Source organism: Aquabacterium sp. OR-4 (assembly GCF_025290835.2).
Lineage (GTDB): Bacteria > Pseudomonadota > Gammaproteobacteria > Burkholderiales > Burkholderiaceae_C > Pseudaquabacterium.
On sequence record NZ_JAOCQD020000001.1, the window covers coordinates 133,935 to 151,504 of the forward strand.

Annotated in this window: 16 protein-coding genes; 8 read left to right on the plus strand and 8 right to left on the minus strand. The window is 72.7% G+C overall.

Features of this window, described 5'->3' with window-relative positions; genetic code table 11:
* Nucleotides 1–2: 2 nt before the first annotated feature.
* From N4G63_RS00495 to N4G63_RS00505, 3 genes are all read right to left on the minus strand, one after another.
* The gene (locus N4G63_RS00495; protein WP_260789416.1) at nucleotides 3–1,583 is read right to left on the minus strand and encodes a methyl-accepting chemotaxis protein; all 1,581 of its coding nucleotides are present in this window, start codon (nucleotides 1,581–1,583) and stop codon (nucleotides 3–5) included.
* A 233-nt stretch (nucleotides 1,584–1,816) separates the two neighbouring features.
* A complete protein-coding gene (locus N4G63_RS00500) occupies nucleotides 1,817–2,842 on the minus strand; it encodes an FAD:protein FMN transferase (RefSeq protein ID WP_260789414.1) in 1,026 nt (341 codons plus the stop codon).
* 10 nt (nucleotides 2,843–2,852) lie between these two features.
* The gene (locus N4G63_RS00505; protein ID WP_314599213.1) at nucleotides 2,853–3,290 is read right to left on the minus strand and encodes a c-type cytochrome; all 438 of its coding nucleotides are present in this window, start codon (nucleotides 3,288–3,290) and stop codon (nucleotides 2,853–2,855) included.
* 198 nt (nucleotides 3,291–3,488) lie between these two features.
* Here N4G63_RS00505 and N4G63_RS00510 point away from each other — a divergent pair, with 198 nt between their 5' ends.
* The 8 genes from N4G63_RS00510 (at nucleotide 3,489) to N4G63_RS00545 (ending at nucleotide 12,996) form a co-directional block, all read left to right on the plus strand.
* Nucleotides 3,489–3,878 carry a DUF2946 domain-containing protein gene (locus N4G63_RS00510; RefSeq protein ID WP_314599214.1) on the plus strand — a complete coding sequence of 130 codons (390 nt, stop codon included), beginning with the start codon at nucleotides 3,489–3,491 and terminating at the stop codon, nucleotides 3,876–3,878.
* On the plus strand, nucleotides 3,875–5,812 hold the full coding sequence (nosZ, locus tag N4G63_RS00515) for a TAT-dependent nitrous-oxide reductase (RefSeq protein ID WP_260789411.1): 1,938 nt from the start codon (nucleotides 3,875–3,877) through the stop codon (nucleotides 5,810–5,812). Before N4G63_RS00510 ends, nosZ begins: the two co-directional genes overlap by 4 nt.
* 80 nt (nucleotides 5,813–5,892) lie before the next feature.
* The gene (locus N4G63_RS00520; RefSeq protein WP_260789409.1) at nucleotides 5,893–8,523 is read left to right on the plus strand and encodes a 4Fe-4S binding protein; all 2,631 of its coding nucleotides are present in this window, start codon (nucleotides 5,893–5,895) and stop codon (nucleotides 8,521–8,523) included.
* Nucleotides 8,508–9,881: a nitrous oxide reductase family maturation protein NosD gene (locus N4G63_RS00525; protein WP_260789407.1), complete on the plus strand. Its 1,374-nt coding sequence runs from the start codon at nucleotides 8,508–8,510 to the stop codon at nucleotides 9,879–9,881. Before N4G63_RS00520 ends, N4G63_RS00525 begins: the two co-directional genes overlap by 16 nt.
* Nucleotides 9,862–10,797 carry an ABC transporter ATP-binding protein gene (locus tag N4G63_RS00530; protein WP_260789405.1) on the plus strand — a complete coding sequence of 312 codons (936 nt, stop codon included), beginning with the start codon at nucleotides 9,862–9,864 and terminating at the stop codon, nucleotides 10,795–10,797. The genes N4G63_RS00525 and N4G63_RS00530 overlap by 20 nt, the downstream gene beginning before the upstream one ends.
* Nucleotides 10,794–11,720, plus strand: coding sequence for an ABC transporter permease (locus N4G63_RS00535; RefSeq protein ID WP_443111987.1), 927 nt, complete (start codon nucleotides 10,794–10,796; stop codon nucleotides 11,718–11,720). The genes N4G63_RS00530 and N4G63_RS00535 overlap by 4 nt, the downstream gene beginning before the upstream one ends.
* Nucleotides 11,721–11,770: 50 nt before the next feature.
* Nucleotides 11,771–12,340, plus strand: coding sequence for a nitrous oxide reductase accessory protein NosL (locus N4G63_RS00540; protein WP_260789554.1), 570 nt, complete (start codon nucleotides 11,771–11,773; stop codon nucleotides 12,338–12,340).
* Nucleotides 12,341–12,354: 14 nt separating this feature from the next.
* Nucleotides 12,355–12,996 (plus strand): nitrous oxide reductase accessory protein NosL, encoded by a 642-nt coding sequence (locus N4G63_RS00545; RefSeq protein ID WP_260789403.1) that lies wholly within the window; start codon nucleotides 12,355–12,357, stop codon nucleotides 12,994–12,996.
* 32 nt (nucleotides 12,997–13,028) lie between these two features.
* Here the strand turns inward: N4G63_RS00545 and N4G63_RS00550 are convergent, their stop codons facing one another.
* The 5 genes from N4G63_RS00550 to N4G63_RS00570 form a co-directional block, all read right to left on the minus strand.
* Nucleotides 13,029–13,493: a CopD family protein gene (locus N4G63_RS00550; RefSeq protein ID WP_314599216.1), complete on the minus strand. Its 465-nt coding sequence runs from the start codon at nucleotides 13,491–13,493 to the stop codon at nucleotides 13,029–13,031.
* 100 nt (nucleotides 13,494–13,593) lie between these two features.
* Nucleotides 13,594–14,763 carry an ABC transporter permease gene (locus N4G63_RS00555; RefSeq protein ID WP_260789399.1) on the minus strand — a complete coding sequence of 390 codons (1,170 nt, stop codon included), beginning with the start codon at nucleotides 14,761–14,763 and terminating at the stop codon, nucleotides 13,594–13,596.
* Nucleotides 14,760–15,566: an ABC transporter ATP-binding protein gene (locus tag N4G63_RS00560; RefSeq protein WP_260789397.1), complete on the minus strand. Its 807-nt coding sequence runs from the start codon at nucleotides 15,564–15,566 to the stop codon at nucleotides 14,760–14,762. Before N4G63_RS00560 ends, N4G63_RS00555 begins: the two co-directional genes overlap by 4 nt.
* A complete protein-coding gene (locus N4G63_RS00565) occupies nucleotides 15,563–17,179 on the minus strand; it encodes an alpha/beta hydrolase (protein WP_314599217.1) in 1,617 nt (538 codons plus the stop codon). Before N4G63_RS00565 ends, N4G63_RS00560 begins: the two co-directional genes overlap by 4 nt.
* Complete coding sequence (locus N4G63_RS00570) at nucleotides 17,179–17,544, minus strand: glutaredoxin domain-containing protein (protein WP_260789393.1); 366 nt, start codon at nucleotides 17,542–17,544, stop codon at nucleotides 17,179–17,181. Before N4G63_RS00570 ends, N4G63_RS00565 begins: the two co-directional genes overlap by 1 nt.
* Nucleotides 17,545–17,570: the final 26 nt, after the last annotated feature.

Below are 17,570 nucleotides of genomic sequence, written 5' to 3' on the forward strand. Positions count from 1 at the left end.
GCTCAGGCCGCGTGGGCCTGCAGCCTGAAGGCCGACACCGCCTGCACCAGCTGCCGAGCCTGCGCACGCAGGCTCTCGGCGGCGGCGGCGCTCTGCTCCACCAGCGCGGCGTTCTGCTGCGTGGCCTCGTCCATCTGGGCCACGGCCTCGCCCACGGTGGCCACACCCTGGCTCTGCTCGGCACTGGCGGCGCTGATCTCGCCGACCAGGTCGCTCACCTGGCGGATGGCACCCACCACCTCGTCCATGGTGCGGCCGGCGGCGTCGGCCTGCTGGCTGCCCGCGCCCACGCGTGACACGCTGGTCTGGATCAGGCCGCTGATCTCGCGCGCGGCACCGGCCGAGCGCTGGGCCAGCGTGCGCACCTCGGCGGCCACCACCGCGAAGCCGCGGCCCTGCTCGCCGGCGCGGGCGGCTTCCACCGCCGCGTTCAGCGCCAGGATGTTGGTCTGGAAGGCGATGCCGTCGATGGTGCCGATGATGTCGGCGATCTTCTTGGCGCTGTCGTCGATCTCGCGCATGGTGCCCACCACCTGGGCCACCGCGCTGCCGCCACGCGCCGCCACATCGGAGGCGCCCTGCGCCAGGCGGTTGGCCTGCACAGCGGTGTCGGCGTTCTGGCGCACCGTGCCGCCCAGCTGCTGGGCCGAGCTGGCCGTCTGCTGCAGGTTGCTGGCGGTGCGCTCGGTGCGCTGGCTCAGGTCGGCGTTGCCGGCCGCCACCTCGGTGGCCGCCGACTCGATGCTGTCGGCCGATTGCCGCACCTGCGAGATCACGCTGGCCAGGCGCTCGCGCATCTGATCCAGGCGCTGCAGCAGCGCCGCGATCTCGTCGCTGCCGCTCACGGCCAGGCCTTGCGACAGATCGCCCCGGGCGATGGCCTCGGCGGCCTCGCCGGCCCGTGCAAAGCCGGTGCGCAGGCGGGTCATGGTGAGCAGCGAGGCCACGGTGGCCGGCGCGCCGAACACCAGGCACAGCAGGCCGAAGGCCACCAGGCCGTTGCGGTGGCGGGCCTCGGCGGCACTGGCGGCGGCCTCGGCCGCCTGATCCTGGTATTTGCGCAGGGCCTCGATGGCCTGCATCAAGGTTTCACCCTGCTGGCGCCCGGCCTGCAGAAAGGCCGCCATCACCGGCGGCGCAAACTGCCCGGCCCGCACCGCGGCCAGCGCGGCATCGGCCTGGCCGCCCCAGGCCTGGCGCTTGTCGGCCAGGTCGGCCAGCAGGCGCTGCTCCTGTGCGTCTTGCGGCGCGGCCTGCAGCCGCTGCCATTGCGCCTCGAGCTCGTCGCGGCGCTGGCCAAAGCGCTGCAGGTGGGTCTCGGTGGCATGGTCGTGCACGCCGTGCAGCGCGCCCTTGGGGTCGTGCTGGAAGGCCAGCAGCACCTCCAGCCGGTTGGCCGTGGTCAGCTGGGCCATCTGCGCCAGCAGCTCGGCCTTGGCCATGCGGTTGCCATGCACAGTGCGCAGGCTCTCGACGCTGCTGGACATGCCCCACCAGGCCATGACGGCCAGCGTGAGAAAGGCGATCCAGAACGCGGCCAGGATGCCGCCAAAAAATTGGGTGATGCGGATATTGCTGAACATGATGGGGCGGTGTTGCGGCAGGTGCAGGCAAGACAACGCCCGCAATGGCAGGGCCGGCGCCAGGCAGCGCCGGGGATGCCGGCTGACCTTAAGGCCTGCGCCGAACGGGCAAGCCGCCAAACAGCGCCGGCGCCGCAACGCTGTTCGGGCCTTGGCACCGGGCCGGCTGCCGCCTCGCCGGCCGGCCACGCCAACCCGGCACGCCGGGGCCCGGGCAGTGGTGCCTGTCCGGCTCAGGCCTGCAGCCGCGCGGCAAAGCCCGGGCTCATGGCATGCCCCTGCGGCGTGGCCAGCAGGGCCTGCACCTGGGGGCGCTGGCCCAGCCAGCGTCTGGCCGCGTCGGGGCCGGCCACCATGATGGCGGTGCCCAGGCCGTTGACGTCGGCCACCGCGTCGGCCAGCAGGGCCACACCGCGCACGCCGCGCGTGGGCCAGCCGGTGGCCGGATCCAGCACATGGTGCCAGCGGCGCCCGTCGGGGCCATTGAAGCCCCGCTCGTAGTCGCCTGACGAGGCCACGAGCCCATCGTGGAGGCTCACCACGCCCAGCAGGCGTTGTGGCGCCAGCGGATCGCGCACGCCCACGCGCCAGGGCCGGCCGAGCAGGCCGCCGCGGCACAGCACATCGCCACCGCCGTCGATCATGGCCTGATCGACGCCCAGCGCCACCACACGGGCCAGGGCCGCGTCCAGGATGGGCAGCTTGGCGATGCCGCCCAGGTCAAGTGCCATGCCCGGGCGCGCCAGGCGGGCCCGGCCACCCGGCACATCCAGCTGCAGCGCGCGCCAGCCCACGGCCGGGCGCTGCGTGCGCAGGCGCGCCTCGCTGACCACCGGCGCCGGCGCATTGCCGCTGTCGCTGCCGAACTGCCAGTCGCGGTAGGCGCCCACCGTGGCGTCGAAGGCCCCGTCGGTGAAGGCCGACGCGGCCTGCGCCGCCTGCAGCACCTGCATCAGCGGCGCCGGCAGCGGCAGCCAGCCCGCCTGCCCGGCCCGCGCGGCCAGGGCCTGCAGCGGGTTGTCGCTGCGGTAGCGGCTCATCAGGGCCTCGCGCTCGCGCAGCAGCTGCCAGGCCGCATCCAGCGCCTGGCGGCGCAGCGCGGGCGACGGGTGGGCCACCGTGAGGCCCACCCGCGTGCCCAGCGCCACCCGCGCCTCGTGCTGCACGCGTGGATCGGCCGCGCGCGCCGGGCCCGGCACGCCCAGCGTGACCAGCAGCCCCAGCGAGGCGCAGCCGAAACGGCGGCGGCCGATGGTCACGGCAGCGCGCTCACTTGCTGGCCATGTAGGACACGGCGGCCTTGACCTCGTCGTCGCTCATCGCGGCGTTGCCGCCCTTGGCCGGCATCATGCCCTTTTGGCCGGTGAAGCCTTCGATGGCGTGCTTGTGGAGCACCTCCATGCCTTGCGCCATGCGGGCGTCCCAGTCGGCCTTGTCGCCGGGCTTGGGCGCGCCGCCCACGCCGGCGGCATGGCACATCGCGCAGGTCTTGCCATAGACCGACTTGCCCAGTTCGAGCTGGGCCGTCTGCGCGCCTCCGGCGGCGGCGCCGGCCGTGGGCGCCGAGGCGGGCGCGGGCGTTGGCACCACCGCCGACGGCGGTGCGGCCGGTGCGGCACCGCCGGCCGGGGCCTCTTGCTTGCCGCAGGCGGCCAGCGTCAGGGTGGCGGCCATCGCGGCGACCAGACTCAGGAGTCGGACAGACATTGAAAGACCTCGGTCAAAGGGTTCATGGGGCGCTCAGGCTGCAGCGCATGCCTGTGCGGACATGCGCCGCCCCGCCCCCTGTGGCAGCAGTGTGCGGCGGCCCGTCGGCCGAGTCCTTGAACTGCTTCAAGGCTGCGGCGCCGCGGCGTCGATACGCTGCCCTCAGCCTGTTCCCGACGTCTCAACCGCCGTAGCACCATGTTCGCAGCCCTTCGCATCGCACGCCGCCTTCGGGCCTGCCTGCTGCTGCTGTTCATGTGCAGCGTGGCGGCGGCCGTGGCCTCGCCGCTGCTCGGCCCGGACGCCGCGCTGGCCCTGGTCTGCAGCGGCCAGGGCGGCCTGAAGCTGCTGGACGCCGGCTCGGACGACCCGGCCCCGCGGCCGGGCGCAAGCCACTCCCTCGACTGCCCGCTGTGCCTGCCGCCCGGCATGCCCGGCCTGCCCGATTTCGCGGTGGCCGCCCTCGGCGCCCGACCCGTTGCCCCAGGCACCGGCCCGGCCGAGACCTTGCGCCTTGTTTCTCGCGTGCTGCGGCCACCGGCGCGCGCCCCTCCTCTCGACCGATCCCTCAAAGAGGCTCTGCCATGACCGACAAGAACACCCGCCCCGATGCGCCCGTCACCACGCTGCCGCGCCGGCGCTTCATCAACACCGCGGCGCTGAGCGGCCTGGGCCTGGGCCTGGCCGCCTGCAACCAGAAGCCCGAAGCGGCACCGCCGCCGGCGGCAGCGGCCTCGCAATCGCCAGCGCCCGCCGCCGCGCATGCCAACGCCGCCTCGGCCGCGCACCTGAAGCCGGGCGAGCTCGACACCTACTACGGCCTGTGGAGCGGTGGCCATACCGGCGACATGCGCGTGCTGGGCCTGCCCTCGGGGCGCGAGATCCTGCGCATTCCGTGCTTCGTGCCCGATGCGCTGGTGGGCTGGGGCCACACCAACGAGTCCAAGAAGATCATGGGCACCCGGGCCGATGGCTCGCTGCGCTTCACGGTGGGCGACACCCACCACACGCATGCCTCGTACAAGGACGGCAACTACGACGGCCGCTACGCCTGGATCAACGACAAGATCAACAGCCGCATCGCGCGCATCCGGCTCGACTATTTCGTCTGCGACAAGATCACGCAGCTGCCCAATGTGCAGGGCTTTCACGGCATCTTCCCGGACAAGCGCGACCCGGTCGACCCGAAGATCAACTACACCACGCGCGTGTTCTGCGGCGCCGAGTTCGCCATCCCGCTGCCCAACACCGGCACCGAGGACGCCAGCAAGTACCGCTCGATGTTCAGCTGCGTGGACGCCGAGACCATGGAGCTGCGCTGGCAGGTGCTGATCGACGGCAACTGCGATCTGTGCGCCACCTCGTATGACGGCAAGCTGGCCGCCGTCAACCAGTACAACACCGAGATGGGTGCCAAGTTCGAGGACATGATGTCCGCCGAGCGCGACGCCTGCCTGTTCTTCCATGTCGCCCGCATCGAAGAGGCGGTGAAGGCCGGCCGGTTCAAGACCATCGGCAGCTCCAAGGTGCCCGTGGTGGACGGCACGCGCGAGGCCAACAAGGACCCCAAGACCGCGCTCACCGCCTACGTCTCCACGCCCAAGAACCCGCACGGCGTGAACGCCAGCCCCGACCAGAAGTACTTCATCTGCGCCGGCAAGCTGTCGCCCACGGCCACGGTGATCGAGCTGGCCAAGGTGCTGGACTGGTTCGACGGCAAGCTCGACAAGCCCGACGCGGCCATCGTGGCCGAGGTCGAGATCGGCCTGGGTCCGCTGCACACCGCCTTCGACGGCCGCGGCAACGCCTACACCACGCTGTTCCTGGACAGCCAGATCGTGAAGTGGAACCTCGAGAAGGCCATCGCCTTCCACAAGGGCGACAAGACCGCCAAGTACGTGATCGACCGCCTGGACGTCCACTTCCAGCCCGGCCACATCAACGGCTCGCAGTCCGAGACCGTCGCCGCCGACGGCAAGTACCTGGCCGTGGGCTGCAAGTTCTCGAAGGACCGCTTTCTGCCGGTGGGCCCGCTGCACCCCGAGAACGAGCAGATCATCGACATGTCGGGCGAGAAGATGGTGCTGCTGGGCGACCACCCGGTGCGCGGCGAGCCGCATGACTTCATCATCTTCAAGCGCGAGCTGGTCAAGCCCAAGCAGGTCTACGCGCTCGACGACTTTGCCAATGCCGTCAAGGACCCCAAGGAGTCGGGTGTCACCCGCAACGGCAAGAAGGTGCTGGTGAAGATGACCTCGCAGGCGCCGGCCTTCTCGCTGCGCGAGTTCAAGGTGAAGAAGGGCGACGAGGTCACGCTGATCCTGACCAACCTCGACAAGGTGGAGGATCTGACGCACGGCTTCGCGATCCCCAACCACAACGTCAACTTCATCGTGAACCCGCAGGAGACCGCGTCGGTCACCTTCACCGCCGGCGACCCCGGCGTGTACTGGTGCTACTGCACGCACTTCTGCCATGCGCTGCATCTGGAGATGCGCACCCGCATGATCGTGGAGGCCTGAACGCAGGCCCTGCGTCGCCCCTCACCGCGCCTGCCACTCGAGCCGGCCGGCGCGGTGTGTCCTCAGTGAGAAGAACAGCAATGCCGGTCGTCGTCAGACTTTCAGCGGCCTGCCTTCGGGGTCTGGCCGCTTTTTCTTTGCTGTTCGCCCTGCAGGTGCTGGCGGCCGGCGCCCACCTGAGCTACGAGGCCAAGCTGCCGGCCGATCTGGACACGGCGCCCGACCTGTGCGCGCGCGTGCCCTGCAAGGACGTGTTCCCCGGCGCCAGCCACTTCTCGCCGCGCAAGGGCCAGCCGCCCTACGTGGAGGCCTACGGCCCGGCCGACCCCACCGGCAAGCCCGCGCTGCTGGGCTATGTGATGCTGTCCACCGACATCACCGACACGCCCGCCTACTCGGGCAAGCCGGTGGTCACGCTGATCGGCATGGACCGCCAGGGCCGCTACGTGGGCGTGAAGGTGCTCAAGCACTCCGAGCCCATCCTGCTGCTGGGCATTCCCGAGACGGCGCTGCTGAAGTTCAACGACCAGTACCTGGGCAAGTCGGTCAAGGACCGGATCGAGGTCGGCCCCTCGCGGCCCGACGAGAACGTGCTTGGCCTGGATGCCATCTCCGGCGCCACCGTCACCGTGGTGGCGCAGAACCAGGTGATGCAGCTCTCGGGCAGCGCCGTGGCGCGCCAGGTGGGCATCCTCGAGCCGACGCGGCGCGAGCCCGCGCGCTGGCAGGCCAGTGGCCAGCGCTACAGCTGGGCCGAGCTGGTGGCGATGGGCGCCGTGCAGCCGCTGCGCGTGCTGCCCGCGCAGGTGGGCCTGGCCCGGTCGGACACACCCTTCATCGCGCTGTGGTTCGGCGACCTGAACCACCCCGACCTGGGCCGCAGCCTGCTGGGCGAGCGCGGCTACGACAACCTGCACTCGCGCCTGAAGCCCGGCGAGAGCGCCCTGTTCATCGTGCGCACCGCGGGCGAGGAGTCGTTCAAGGGCTCGGGCTATGTCCGCGGCGGGCTTTATGACCGCGTGCAGGTGCGCCAGGGCGCCGATTCGTTCACCTTCCGCGACCTCGACTACCTGAACCTCTACGGCCTGGAGGCCGCCGGCGCGCCGGCCACCACCGAGTCGGCCATCTTCGTCATCCGCTCGGCCAGCTTCTCGGCGGCCTGGCCCTGGCAGCTGGCCTTCCTCGGCAACCGGGTCGACCGTGCCACCGGCCAGCGCAGCTTCGCGGTGTTCGAGAGCCGCTACTGGCTGCCCGCCGCGCTGCTGGCCGGCGGCCGCCCCGAGGTGCATGAGCCGGACGCGCCCTGGGTGCGCATCTGGAAGACCCAGGCCGCGGGCATTGGCGCCTTCGTGGCGCTGTTGCTGGCGGTGGGCGTGGTGTATGCGCTGCGCGAGCGGCTCACGCGGCGCGCCACGCACAAGAACAAGTGGCCGGTCAACGCCTTCAAGTACAGCGCCTGGGCGCTGTCGATCGGCTTCGTGGGCTTTGGCGTGATGGCCCAGCCCTCGGTGACGCAGGTGCTCACCTGGTTCCACAGCCTGCTGTTCCAGTGGACCTGGTCGCTGTTCCTGACCGACCCCTATGTGTTCGTGTTCTGGATCTTCATCATCGTCACCGTGTTCCTGTTCGGCCGCGGCCTGTTCTGCGGCTGGCTGTGCCCGTTCGGATCGCTGTCGGAGGCCTTGTTCAAGCTGGCCGGCAGGCTGGGGCTCAAGCGCTGGCAGAAGCCGCTGCCGCAGGCCCTGCACGACCGGCTGAAATGGCTCAAGTACGCCATCTTCATGGGCCTGCTGGCGGTGTCGCTGGTGGACATGGGCCGCGCCGAGATGCTGGCCGAGGTGGAGCCGTTCAAGACCACCTTCCTGGTCGGCATCAGCCATCGCCCCTGGCCCTACGGCCTGTTCGTGGCGGTGCTGCTGGGCCTGTCGATCTTCATCGAGCGGCCTTACTGCAAATACCTTTGCCCGCTGGGCGCCGCGCTGGCCATGCCCAGCACCTTTCGCTGGTTCGGGCTGAAGCGCAAGCGCGACTGCAACAGCTGCAAGGCCTGCGCCGCGGGCTGTGGCGCGCAGGCCATCGACGCGGCCGGCCGCATCGACCACCGCGAATGCCTGCACTGCCTGGACTGCATGGTGCTGTACACCGACCCGGCAGGCTGCCCGCCGCTGGCGCGCGAACGCAAGCGGCGCGAGCGCGACGGCCTGCTGATCACGCCCATCGGCCGCGACGGCTACTACATCCCCATCGACGCGGTGCCGGCGGTCAGCGCCCGGGCCGCCGCCGGCCCCGACCCGCGCATGCCCACCCACCGGGTGCAGCCTTATGGCGATGCGCCGCGCAAGCTGTGGCAGCGCCTGCTGCTGGAGCTGCGCGACCACCTCTGGCCCTGGAGCGTGGCCGGCTGGCGCAGCCGCCGTGCGCTGCAGATCGCCGGCTTCTCGCTGGCCGTGGCGGCCACGCTGGCCTGGGGCCTGGCGGCACAGGGCCGGCTGTCGGCGGTGGCCATCATTGCCGGCTGGTTCGGCTGGAGCGTGTACGAGGTGCTGATCCGCATGGCCGGGCGCCGCTACGTCAAGGACGGCCCGTGGTGGCAATCCGGCTACCGGGTGGCGAACTGGATGGACATGCTCAGCTACGTGGGCTTCAAGAACCTGCTGATCGGCGCGGCACTCTTCCTGGCATTGAAGGGCATGGGATGGCTGACACCCTGAGCCGGCGCGGCCTCGGCATCGCCGCCCGGCTGCTGGCGGCGACACTGGCCTGCACGCTGCCGGCGGCACCGCTGCAGGCCGCCACCTGGCGCGTGCAGCCGGGCCAGGCCATCCAGCCGGTGATCGCCCGCGCCGCGGCCGGTGACGTGGTCGAGATCACCGCGGGCTTCTACGACGAGAACCTGCGCATCGACAAGCCGCTCACGCTGCGCGGCCTGGACACGGGCACGGGCCGGCCGACGATCAGCGGTGGCCAGCGCGGCGACACCATCCGCGTTGCCGCCGCCGATGTGACCATCGAGGACCTGATCGTGCGCGACTCGGGCCAGGCGCTGGTTTCGCAGCATGCCGGCATCTACCTGCAGCCCGGCAGCCACCGCGCCGTGGTGCAGCGCTGCGACCTGACCTACAACCTGTTCGGCCTGTGGATCGAGAAGGCCGACCAGGTGCGCATCGAGCGCAATGTCATCACCGGCCTGCGCGACCTGCACTCGCCGCAGCGCGGCAACGGCGTGCAGCTCTACAACACGCGCGGCGCGCACATCATCGGCAACCACATCAGCTTTGTGCGCGATGCGCTGTACGTGGATGTGTCGCACGACGCGGTGTTTCGCGGCAACCGCCTGCACCACAGCCGCTACGGCACGCACTACATGAACTCCTACCGCAACCTGTGGGAGGACAACGACAGCTACCTCAACCGCGGCGGCCTGGCGCTGATGGAGGTGCGCGACAACATCGTGCGCAACAACCGCACCTGGGGCAACTCCGACCACGGCATCATGCTGCGCACGCTGCAGGACTCGGTGATCGAGGGCAACGTGGTGGCCGGCAATGCGCGCGGCTTCTTCATCTACGACGTGGAGTACGCCACGCTGCGCGGCAACCTGGTGGTGGACAACGCGGTGGGCGTCCACCTGGCCGCGCTGTCCACCCGCAACGTGGTGCACGGCAACGACTTCATCGGCAACCGCGAGCAGGTGCGCTACGTGGGCAGCCGCGACGAGGCCTGGGGCGCCAGCGCCCGCGCCGCGGCCGGCGCCCGCGCCGGGGCCGCAGGCCGTGCCGGCGATGGCGTCGATGGCGGCGGCGGCAACCACTGGTCCAACTACCGCGGCTGGGATCGCAACGCCGATGGCCGCGGCGACGTGCCCTACGAGGCCAACGACCTGATCGACCGGCTGCAGTACCGCCACCCCGCCATGGGCCTGCTGATGGGCAGCCCGGCGGTGCAGGCGCTGCGCCTGATCGGCCAGCAGTTCCCGGTGCTGCGCGCCCCCAGCGTGGTGGACGCCGCACCCCGCATGCACCCCATCCACAAGAACTGGAGCGACTGGATTGGTCACCGCTTCCATTGACGGCCGCGACGCCGCCGTGCGGCTCGACTCCGTGGTCAAGCGCTACGGCGAGCACGCCGCGCTCGACGGCGTGAGCCTGACCGTGGCGCGCGGCCAGCTGTTCGGCCTGATCGGCCACAACGGCGCCGGCAAGAGCACGCTGTTCAAGCTGCTGCTCAACCTGATCGCGCCCACCAGCGGCCGGCTGTGGATTGGCGGGCGCGAGGTGCTGGGCACCGCCAGCCGCGACACGCGCCGCCGCGTCGGCTACCTGCCCGAGAACCTGGTGCTCTACGACAACCTCGACGGCCTGGAGACGCTGAGGTTCTTTGCCCGCATGAAGGGCGCGCCGCTGGACAGCTGCGCCGAGCTGCTCGAGCGTGTGGGCCTGGGCGGCGTGGGCCGCAAGCCGGTGCGCGGCTACTCCAAGGGAATGCGCCAGCGCCTGGGCTTTGCCCAGGCCCTGCTGGGCGCGCCCGAACTGCTGCTGCTGGACGAACCCACCACCGGCCTCGACCCCGCCGGCACGCGCGACTTCTTCGGCCAGCTGCAGCGCCTGCGCGATGCCGGCGTCACGCTGCTGATCAGCTCGCATGTGCTGGCCGAGCTGCAGGGCCGCGTGGATGCGCTGGCCATGCTGGCCGGCGGCCGGCTGGCCGCGCAGGGCACGGTACAGCAACTGCGCGAGCGCTCGGCCCTGCCGCTGCGCCTGCTGGTCAGCGCCGCGGCAGACCGGCTCGATGCCCTGCCGGCGGCACTGTGCGGCCACGACGGCCTGGTGCTGCAGCGCCAGGCCCCCGAGCTGCTGCAGCTGGCCTTGCCGCGCGCGCAGAAGATGGCCGTGCTGGGCCTGCTCGCGAACCACGGCGTGGACGATCTGCAACTGCACGAGCCCACGCTGGAAGACGTGTACTTCGACGTGCGGAGCGCGGCATGAGATCGCCCGTTGCCGCCGCAGCCGCGGCCGAAAAGCCGGCTCCAGCGCTGCCCCCCACCCTGCCCGCGCCGCAAGCCGACGCGCCCACCGCGCGCCTGCAGTGGCGCCCGCTGCTGGCCGTGGCGCACAAGGAGTTCAGCGACCGCCTGCGCAACCGCTGGGTGCTGGCGGTGAGTGCAGTGTTCGCGGCGTTCTCGCTGGCCATCACCTGGTTCGGCGGCGCCAGCCAGGGCCTGATCGGCCCCGGCTCGCTGGAGCTCACCATCGCCAGCCTGGTCAGCCTGGTGATCTACCTGATCCCGCTGATCGCGCTGCTGCTGGGCTTTGACAGCATCGTCGGCGAGCGCGAGCGGGGTTCGCTGGATCTGCTGCTGGCCCTGCCGGTGACGCGCATCGAGCTGCTGCTGGGCAAGTACCTGGGTCTGGCGCTGGCGCTGGCCGTGGCCACGCTGCTGGGCCTGGCGGGCGTGGCGGTGCTGCTGTACTCGCGCTTCGGCCAGGCCGGGCTGTACCACTATGGCGGCTTCATGCTCAGCGCGGTGCTGCTGGGCCTGGCCTTTCTGAGCCTGGCGATGCTGCTGTCCACGCTGGCGCGCGACCGTGCCCATGCCTCGGGCCTGGCCATCGCCACCTGGTTCGTGCTGGTGCTGGCCTTCGACCTGCTTCTTCTGGGCCTGCTGGTGGCCACCGGCGGCGACCTCGGCGGCTGGCTGGACGGCGACCGCGCCGCCTGGCTGCTGCTGCTCAACCCGGCCGACGTGTTCCGCATCCTCAACGTGTTTTCACTGGACGACGTGCGCCGCACCTACGGCCTGGCCAGCCTGGTGCCCTCGGCACTTGGCAACCCCTGGCTGATGGGCTCGGCCATGGCCGCCTGGATCGGGCTGCCGCTGGCCCTGGCCTCCTGGAGATTCAAGCCATGAACAAGATCCGCTCCCGCCAGCCGGCCCGCACCGGCACCGATGCCGGCCCGATGTCCGGCCGGGATTCCGGCGCTGCCCCGGCCATCAGCCGGCGGCGCCTGCTGTGCCGCTGCGGCGCCGGCCTGGCGGCCCTGGGCACGCTGGCGCTGGCCGGCTGTGGCCGCGAGACCGGGGCCGCCGCCCCGGTGGCGGCCGTCGACTTCGACAACGCCGCCAGCTGCGCGCTGGACGGCATGCTGCTGGCCGAGTACCCCGGCCCCAAGGGGCAGATCCAGCTGAGCGGCCAGCCCCAGCCCGAGTGGTACTGCGACACCCTCGAGCTGCTCAACGCGATGCTGCGGCCCGAGCAGGTGCGCAAGCGCCAGGGCGCCTGGGTGCAGGACATGGCGCGCGCCGACTGGGAGCGCCCGCGCGGCCACTGGATCGACGCCCGCAGCGCCCACTACGTGCTGCAGAGCCGGCGCAAAGGCTCGATGGGTGCCACGGCGGCCAGCTTTGCCGATGCGGCCGCGGCTCAGGCGTTTGTGCAGCAGCACGGCGGGCGCGTGGTGGCCTATGCCGAGCTCAAGCCCGAGATGGTCGACCTGTCGGGCGGCGCGCTGCACGACACCCGCATGTGAGCCGCCCGCCCGCCATGCCCTGGCTCGCCCGTCGCCGCCTGCTGCTGGGCGCCGGCCTCGGCACGGCCGGCCTGCTGGGCTGGGGCCTGCCAGGCCGGTGGCCGGCCGCGCCGCTGGCCGGGCTGGCCAGCCGCCTCGGGCTGCATCCGCCACCCGCCACGCCGCCGGACGAGGTGTGCATCGTGGCGCCGCCCGAGCCCTTCGACCCGCGCTCGGGCCTGGCGCCGCTGGCCGCACGGCCGGTGCCGGCCGACGCCCGCTGCCCGGTGTGCGGCATGTTTGCCGCGCGCCATCCGCGCTGGGCGGCGATGGCCATCTTCGACGACGGCGCGGCGCAGTTCTTCGACACGCCGGCGCACCTGTTGCTGTACCTGCAGAACCCGGCCCGGTACCAGCCCGGGCGCTCCGCGCAGGCCGTGCGCGCCATGCATGTGGCCAACCATCAGGGCGGCGGCTGGCTGGCGCTGGCGCAGGCGGTGCTGGTGCACGGCTCGCGCGTGCACGGCCCGATGCGCACCGAAGACCTGCCGGCCTTTGCCGACGCCGATGCCGCCGCAGCCTTCATCGCCCGGCACGGCGGCACCGCGGCGCGCGCCGACGCGCTGCGCCAGGCCTTGCCCCAGGGCCTGCGGGCACTGGCCCCGCACCGCCATTGAGCGCCGCGCGGGCGCCGGCGCGCCAGGCCGGGCTAACCGCGGCCCAGCCCGGCCACCACCACCGTCAGCGTGCCCAGCACCAGGTTCACCAGCACCCAGCGGCGGATCACGGCCATGGCTGCGCCGGCGGCCGGCCATTCGCGCGCGGCCACATGGCGCCTGAGCCGCGGGTAGGGCCGGCTGACGATGAACACGAAGATCGCCGCCATCACCAGGCCCAGCAGCAGCATGGCGTGCCAGGTGGGCGGCGCAGCGGCCATGCCCACCCGCAGCAGCAGGGCCAGGCCGGTGGCCAGGATCAGCGGCACGGCCACGCCCAGCAGGCCGAAGAAGCGGCCCAGCGTGGCCGCCAGCAGCGGCAGGCGCTGCGGCGGCTCCAGCAAGGCGGCGGCCGAGGGCCGCAGCGCGAAGTGCGCAAAGGCCATGCCGCCCACCCACAGCACGGCGGCCAGCAGATGCAGGGTGAAGGTCAGGGTCCAGACGGTGGGCAGGTTCATGCGGTCAGCATACGCAAGGCCCGGGCCTGCGGGCAAGGCGCGGGCGGCGCGGGCACCGGCGGCGTAAGCGCGGGCGCACGGGCCGCGGCGCGCCAGCCGATCACGACACCCGGCCCAGCTGCCGCACCAGATCGTGCAGGCAGACCACGGTGAGCAGCGCGGCCACCGCCAGCGGCTGCAGCAGGTCGGGCAGGGCCATGGCCTCGCCGGTGAGCACGCGCAGCATCAGCGTGCTTTGCGCCAAAGCCGGCACCCACAGGTGCCAGGGCGCCTCGGCGCCCAGGCTGAACATCGGCACCATCGGCGCAAACGAGCAGCCCAGCACCAGCACCGTGGCGCTGGCCTGGGCCTCCTTGACGCTGCGGCTGCGCAGCGCCACGGCCATCAGCGCGGCGGCCATCAGCGCGGCCAGCGGCAGCAGCAGGGCCAGAAACAGCCCCGCCTCGCGCAGCCCGAACTGGAAGCTGGCGGCCAGCGTCTCGCTGCGCAGCAGCCACTGCCCGGGCAGAAAGCTCAGGCAGGCCAGCACCGCCACGCCCATGGCCAGCAGCGCCACCGCGCCCCACTTGCCCAGCACCAGGGCCCAGCGCGGCGCGGGGGTCATCAGCAGCGGTTCGAGCGAGCCGCGCTCGCGCTCGCCGGCGGTGCTGTCGAGCGCGGCATTCAGCGCGCCGTAGACCACCGCCATCAGGATGAAGATGGGCAGGATGCGCGTGAACTGCGCGGCGCGCTGGCGTGCGTCGGCCATGTCCTGGTCGTCGGTCTCGATCACCTGCAGCAGCGCCGGCGGCACACCGCGCCAGGCCAGGCGCAGCGTGGCCTGCTCCTGCTGGAAGCCCTGCAGCAGCTGGCGCCACTGGCCGGCGCTGGCCTGCGCGCGGGTGTTGCCGCTGGCACTGCGCAGCAGCAGCTGCGGCGCGCGGCCGGCGGCCAGCGCGGCTTCAAAATCGGCTGGCAGCACCAGCACGGCCTGGCCCAGCTCGCGCCGCGCCAGCGCGTCGGCATGATCCTCGGGCGCGGCCTCCAGGCGGTAGCCCTGGCGCGCCACATAGTTGGCCAGCGTGGGCGCATGCTGGATGTGCAGGGCGCTGAGCGTGCGCGCCTCGGCCTGGCTTTCCAGATCGGCCACCAGGGCCGACAGCGCCAGCAGCATCAGCGGCCCGATCACCACGGCCGACAGCAGCATCACGCCCAGGCTGCGGCGGTCGCGCAGCGCGTCGAGCAGCTCCTTGCGCAGCACCTGCAGCATCTGGTGCAGCACGCGCATCATGGCCGCACCCTGGCCGCGGCGGCGGCGGCGGCCGCTGCATCGTCGGCATAGGCCAGGCGCACAAAGGCGGCCTCGAAGTCGTCGCAGCCGCTGCACGCCAGCAGCTCGGGCACGCTGCCCTCGGCCACGGTGCGGCCGCCGGCCACCACCACCACGCGGTCGCACAGGCGTTCCACCTCCTGCATGATGTGGGTGCAGAACACGATGCACTGGCCGGCCTCGTCGCGCAGCGTGCGCAGGGCCTCGCGCAGCGCGCGGGTGGCCAGCACATCGAGGCCGTTGGTGGGCTCGTCCAGGATCAGGTGGCTGGGCCGGTGCACCAGGGCGCGGGCCAGCGCGGTCTTCATGCGCTCGCCCTGGCTGAAGCCCTCGGTGCGGCGGTCGAGCAGCGGCTGCATCTCGAGCAGGCGCGCCAGCTCGTCGGCGCGGGCCGCGGCGGTGTCGGTGTCCAGGCCATGCAGGCGGCCGTGATAGACGATGTTCTCGCGCGCGCTCAGCCGCGGGTAGAGGCCGCGCGCATCGCTCAGCACGCCCAGGCGGGCGCGCACGGCCTGCGGATCGGCGGCCACGTCGATGCCGTCAACCCGCACCGTGCCGGCATCGGGCAGGACGCGCGCGGCCACCATGCGCAGCGTGGTGGTCTTGCCGGCGCCGTTGGGGCCCAGCAGGCCGGTGATGCTGCGGTCGGCCACGCCAAAGCTCACCGCACGCACCGCCTGCACCGGCGGCGCGGCCCGGCGCCAGGGCCAGGCCCCGCCGCCAGGCGCCGGATAGGCCTTGGACACGCCCTGCACCTCGATCATCTGCGCTCCTGGGGGGCCGGTGCCGGGCTGCCCGGCGGCGTGAAGGCGGGCGGCCGCGGCAGGCCCTGGTTGCAGGCGGCCAGGGCCTCGCGGTCGGTGCCCAGCGCGGCGGCATCGTCGGCCAGTGTGATGAAGCGCTGCAGCGCATTGCGCACACAGGGCTGCGTGGCCACGCCGTGGCCGGCCTGGCCCAGCACGATGTGCCGCGCCTGCGGCCCCAGCGCCCGCGCGGTGCGCTCGGCATGGCGCGGCGGCGTCACCGGATCGGCGCCACCCGACAGCAGCCACACCGGCACCGGCGAGCGCACCACGCGGTAGAAATCGGCCGGCACGGCGCCGCGCGGCCAGTCGGCACACGAGCGCTGGTAATGCTGCTGCAGCACACCGCCAAACAGATTGCCGGCCTGGCGCGTGGCGGCCTGTTCTTCGGGTGGCGGCGCGGGGGCATGGGCACCCAGGTCTTCGGCACACACCACGGCGTGGTGCAGGCCACTGGCCAGCACCATGCCGCCACCGCCGCCCAGCGCCATGCCCAGACCGGCCAGCGGCGCCCAGTTGCCCTGCGCCGCGGCCTCGATGGCGGCCGGCAGCCCGGCGGCCAGCGCCGGTGCGTACAGCGGCGCGCGCAGCAGCGCGGCCAGCGCGTCGCGGTCGATGCGCAGCGGCTCGGCCTGGCCGCTCAACGGGTGCGGCAGGCTGGCCTGCTGCGGCAGGCCAGCGGCCAGGGCCTGCAACTGCTGGCGCAGCGCCGGGTGGCGGCGGGCGCAGGCGGCATCGCGCGCGCAGTCGGCCAGCAGGGCCTCCAGCGCCTGCTGGTTGTCCCGGGCCGCGGCCTCGGCCAGGCGCAGGTCGGGCGGCGCCACGCCATCCAGCACCACGCGGCGCAGCGCCTGCGGCTGCTGGCGCAGCCACTCCAGCACCACCCGCGTGCCGTAGGACACGCCGATGGCATTGACCCGCGGCGCGCCCAGCGCCTGGCGCACGGCCTCGACATCGGCCACCGCCAGTGTGGTGGTGAACTGGCGCAGGTCGCCATGCGGCAGGGCCTGCAGCGCCACGCGGCAGGCCGCCAGCCGGGCCAGCCGGGCCTGGGGGTCGAACTGCTCGGCCAGCGGCCGCGGTGGCGCATCGGCACGGTCGTCGGGGCAGATCAGCGGCGCGCTGCGACCGGTGCCGCGCAGATCGACCAGGACCAGGTCGCGGCGCTGGTTCAGCCGCGCGTGCTGGCCGGCAAAGTGCGCGGCCGCGTCGATGGCGCTCTGGCCCGGCCCGCCGGCAAAGAAGAACACCGGATCGGCCGCCTTGTGCCGGGCCTGCGCCGGCAGCACCGCGTAGTGGATCTCGATGACCGGGCCGCCGGGCCGCGCCGGATCGAGCGGCCGGAGCAACACGCCGCACTGCGCAGCCTGGCTCAGGTGCTTCAGGCGGCAGGGCGCCAGGCCCGACGGGGTGGTGGCCGGGGTGGTGGCCGGGCGGGTGGCCGGGTGGGTGACCCTGGCCAGGGCGGCCGCGCTGCCCGCGGCACCCGGCGCGGCCGCGGCCGGCAGCAGCGCGGCCAGCAGCGCCGCCAGGCCGGCGGCCAGGGCGCGACGGGCAACGGCCGGCCGACGCATCAGCCCAGCAGCTTCTTCAACTCGCCGCTGTCGATCAGCCGGCACAGATCCTGGGCGCCGCCCACCAGCTGGCCCTTGACGAACACCATCGGAAAGGTCGGCCAGCCGCTCCACTGCTTGAGCGCCAGGCGGCGCGGCCACTGGCTGAGGTAGCTGCCGTAGTCGAGATCATGGTGGGCAATGCCGGCGGCATCGAGCGCGCGGCGCGCCTTCTTGGGCCAGGGGTTGACGGCCATGCCCACCACCACCATCGGGTGGCTGGCGATGGCCTGCTGCACCTCGCGCACGGTGTCGGCATGCCGGCCGGCCACCTGGGCGCGAACGGCCGGGTGGATGGCGGATTCATCGAGCACGGAACGGGGCATGAACGGGCTTTCTGCAACGGCAAGCT

Bases quoted from the DNA above. Each gene is read 5' to 3' on its own strand.
- N4G63_RS00565 (WP_314599217.1), bottom strand. From the start codon at position 17,179: ATGCGTCGGCCGGCCGTTGCCCGTCGCGCCCTGGCCGCCGGCCTGGCG.
- N4G63_RS00540 (WP_260789554.1), top strand. From the start codon at position 11,771: ATGTCCGGCCGGGATTCCGGCGCTGCCCCGGCCATCAGCCGGCGGCGC.
- nosZ (WP_260789411.1), top strand. From the start codon at position 3,875: ATGACCGACAAGAACACCCGCCCCGATGCGCCCGTCACCACGCTGCCG.
- N4G63_RS00560 (WP_260789397.1), bottom strand. From the start codon at position 15,566: ATGATCGAGGTGCAGGGCGTGTCCAAGGCCTATCCGGCGCCTGGCGGC.
- N4G63_RS00570 (WP_260789393.1), bottom strand. From the start codon at position 17,544: ATGCCCCGTTCCGTGCTCGATGAATCCGCCATCCACCCGGCCGTTCGC.
- N4G63_RS00520 (WP_260789409.1), top strand. From the start codon at position 5,893: ATGCCGGTCGTCGTCAGACTTTCAGCGGCCTGCCTTCGGGGTCTGGCC.
- N4G63_RS00545 (WP_260789403.1), top strand. From the start codon at position 12,355: ATGCCCTGGCTCGCCCGTCGCCGCCTGCTGCTGGGCGCCGGCCTCGGC.
- N4G63_RS00495 (WP_260789416.1), bottom strand. From the start codon at position 1,583: ATGTTCAGCAATATCCGCATCACCCAATTTTTTGGCGGCATCCTGGCC.
- N4G63_RS00555 (WP_260789399.1), bottom strand. From the start codon at position 14,763: ATGATGCGCGTGCTGCACCAGATGCTGCAGGTGCTGCGCAAGGAGCTG.
- N4G63_RS00505 (WP_314599213.1), bottom strand. From the start codon at position 3,290: ATGTCTGTCCGACTCCTGAGTCTGGTCGCCGCGATGGCCGCCACCCTG.
- N4G63_RS00510 (WP_314599214.1), top strand. From the start codon at position 3,489: ATGTTCGCAGCCCTTCGCATCGCACGCCGCCTTCGGGCCTGCCTGCTG.
- N4G63_RS00550 (WP_314599216.1), bottom strand. From the start codon at position 13,493: ATGAACCTGCCCACCGTCTGGACCCTGACCTTCACCCTGCATCTGCTG.
- N4G63_RS00525 (WP_260789407.1), top strand. From the start codon at position 8,508: ATGGCTGACACCCTGAGCCGGCGCGGCCTCGGCATCGCCGCCCGGCTG.
- N4G63_RS00535 (WP_443111987.1), top strand. From the start codon at position 10,794: ATGAGATCGCCCGTTGCCGCCGCAGCCGCGGCCGAAAAGCCGGCTCCA.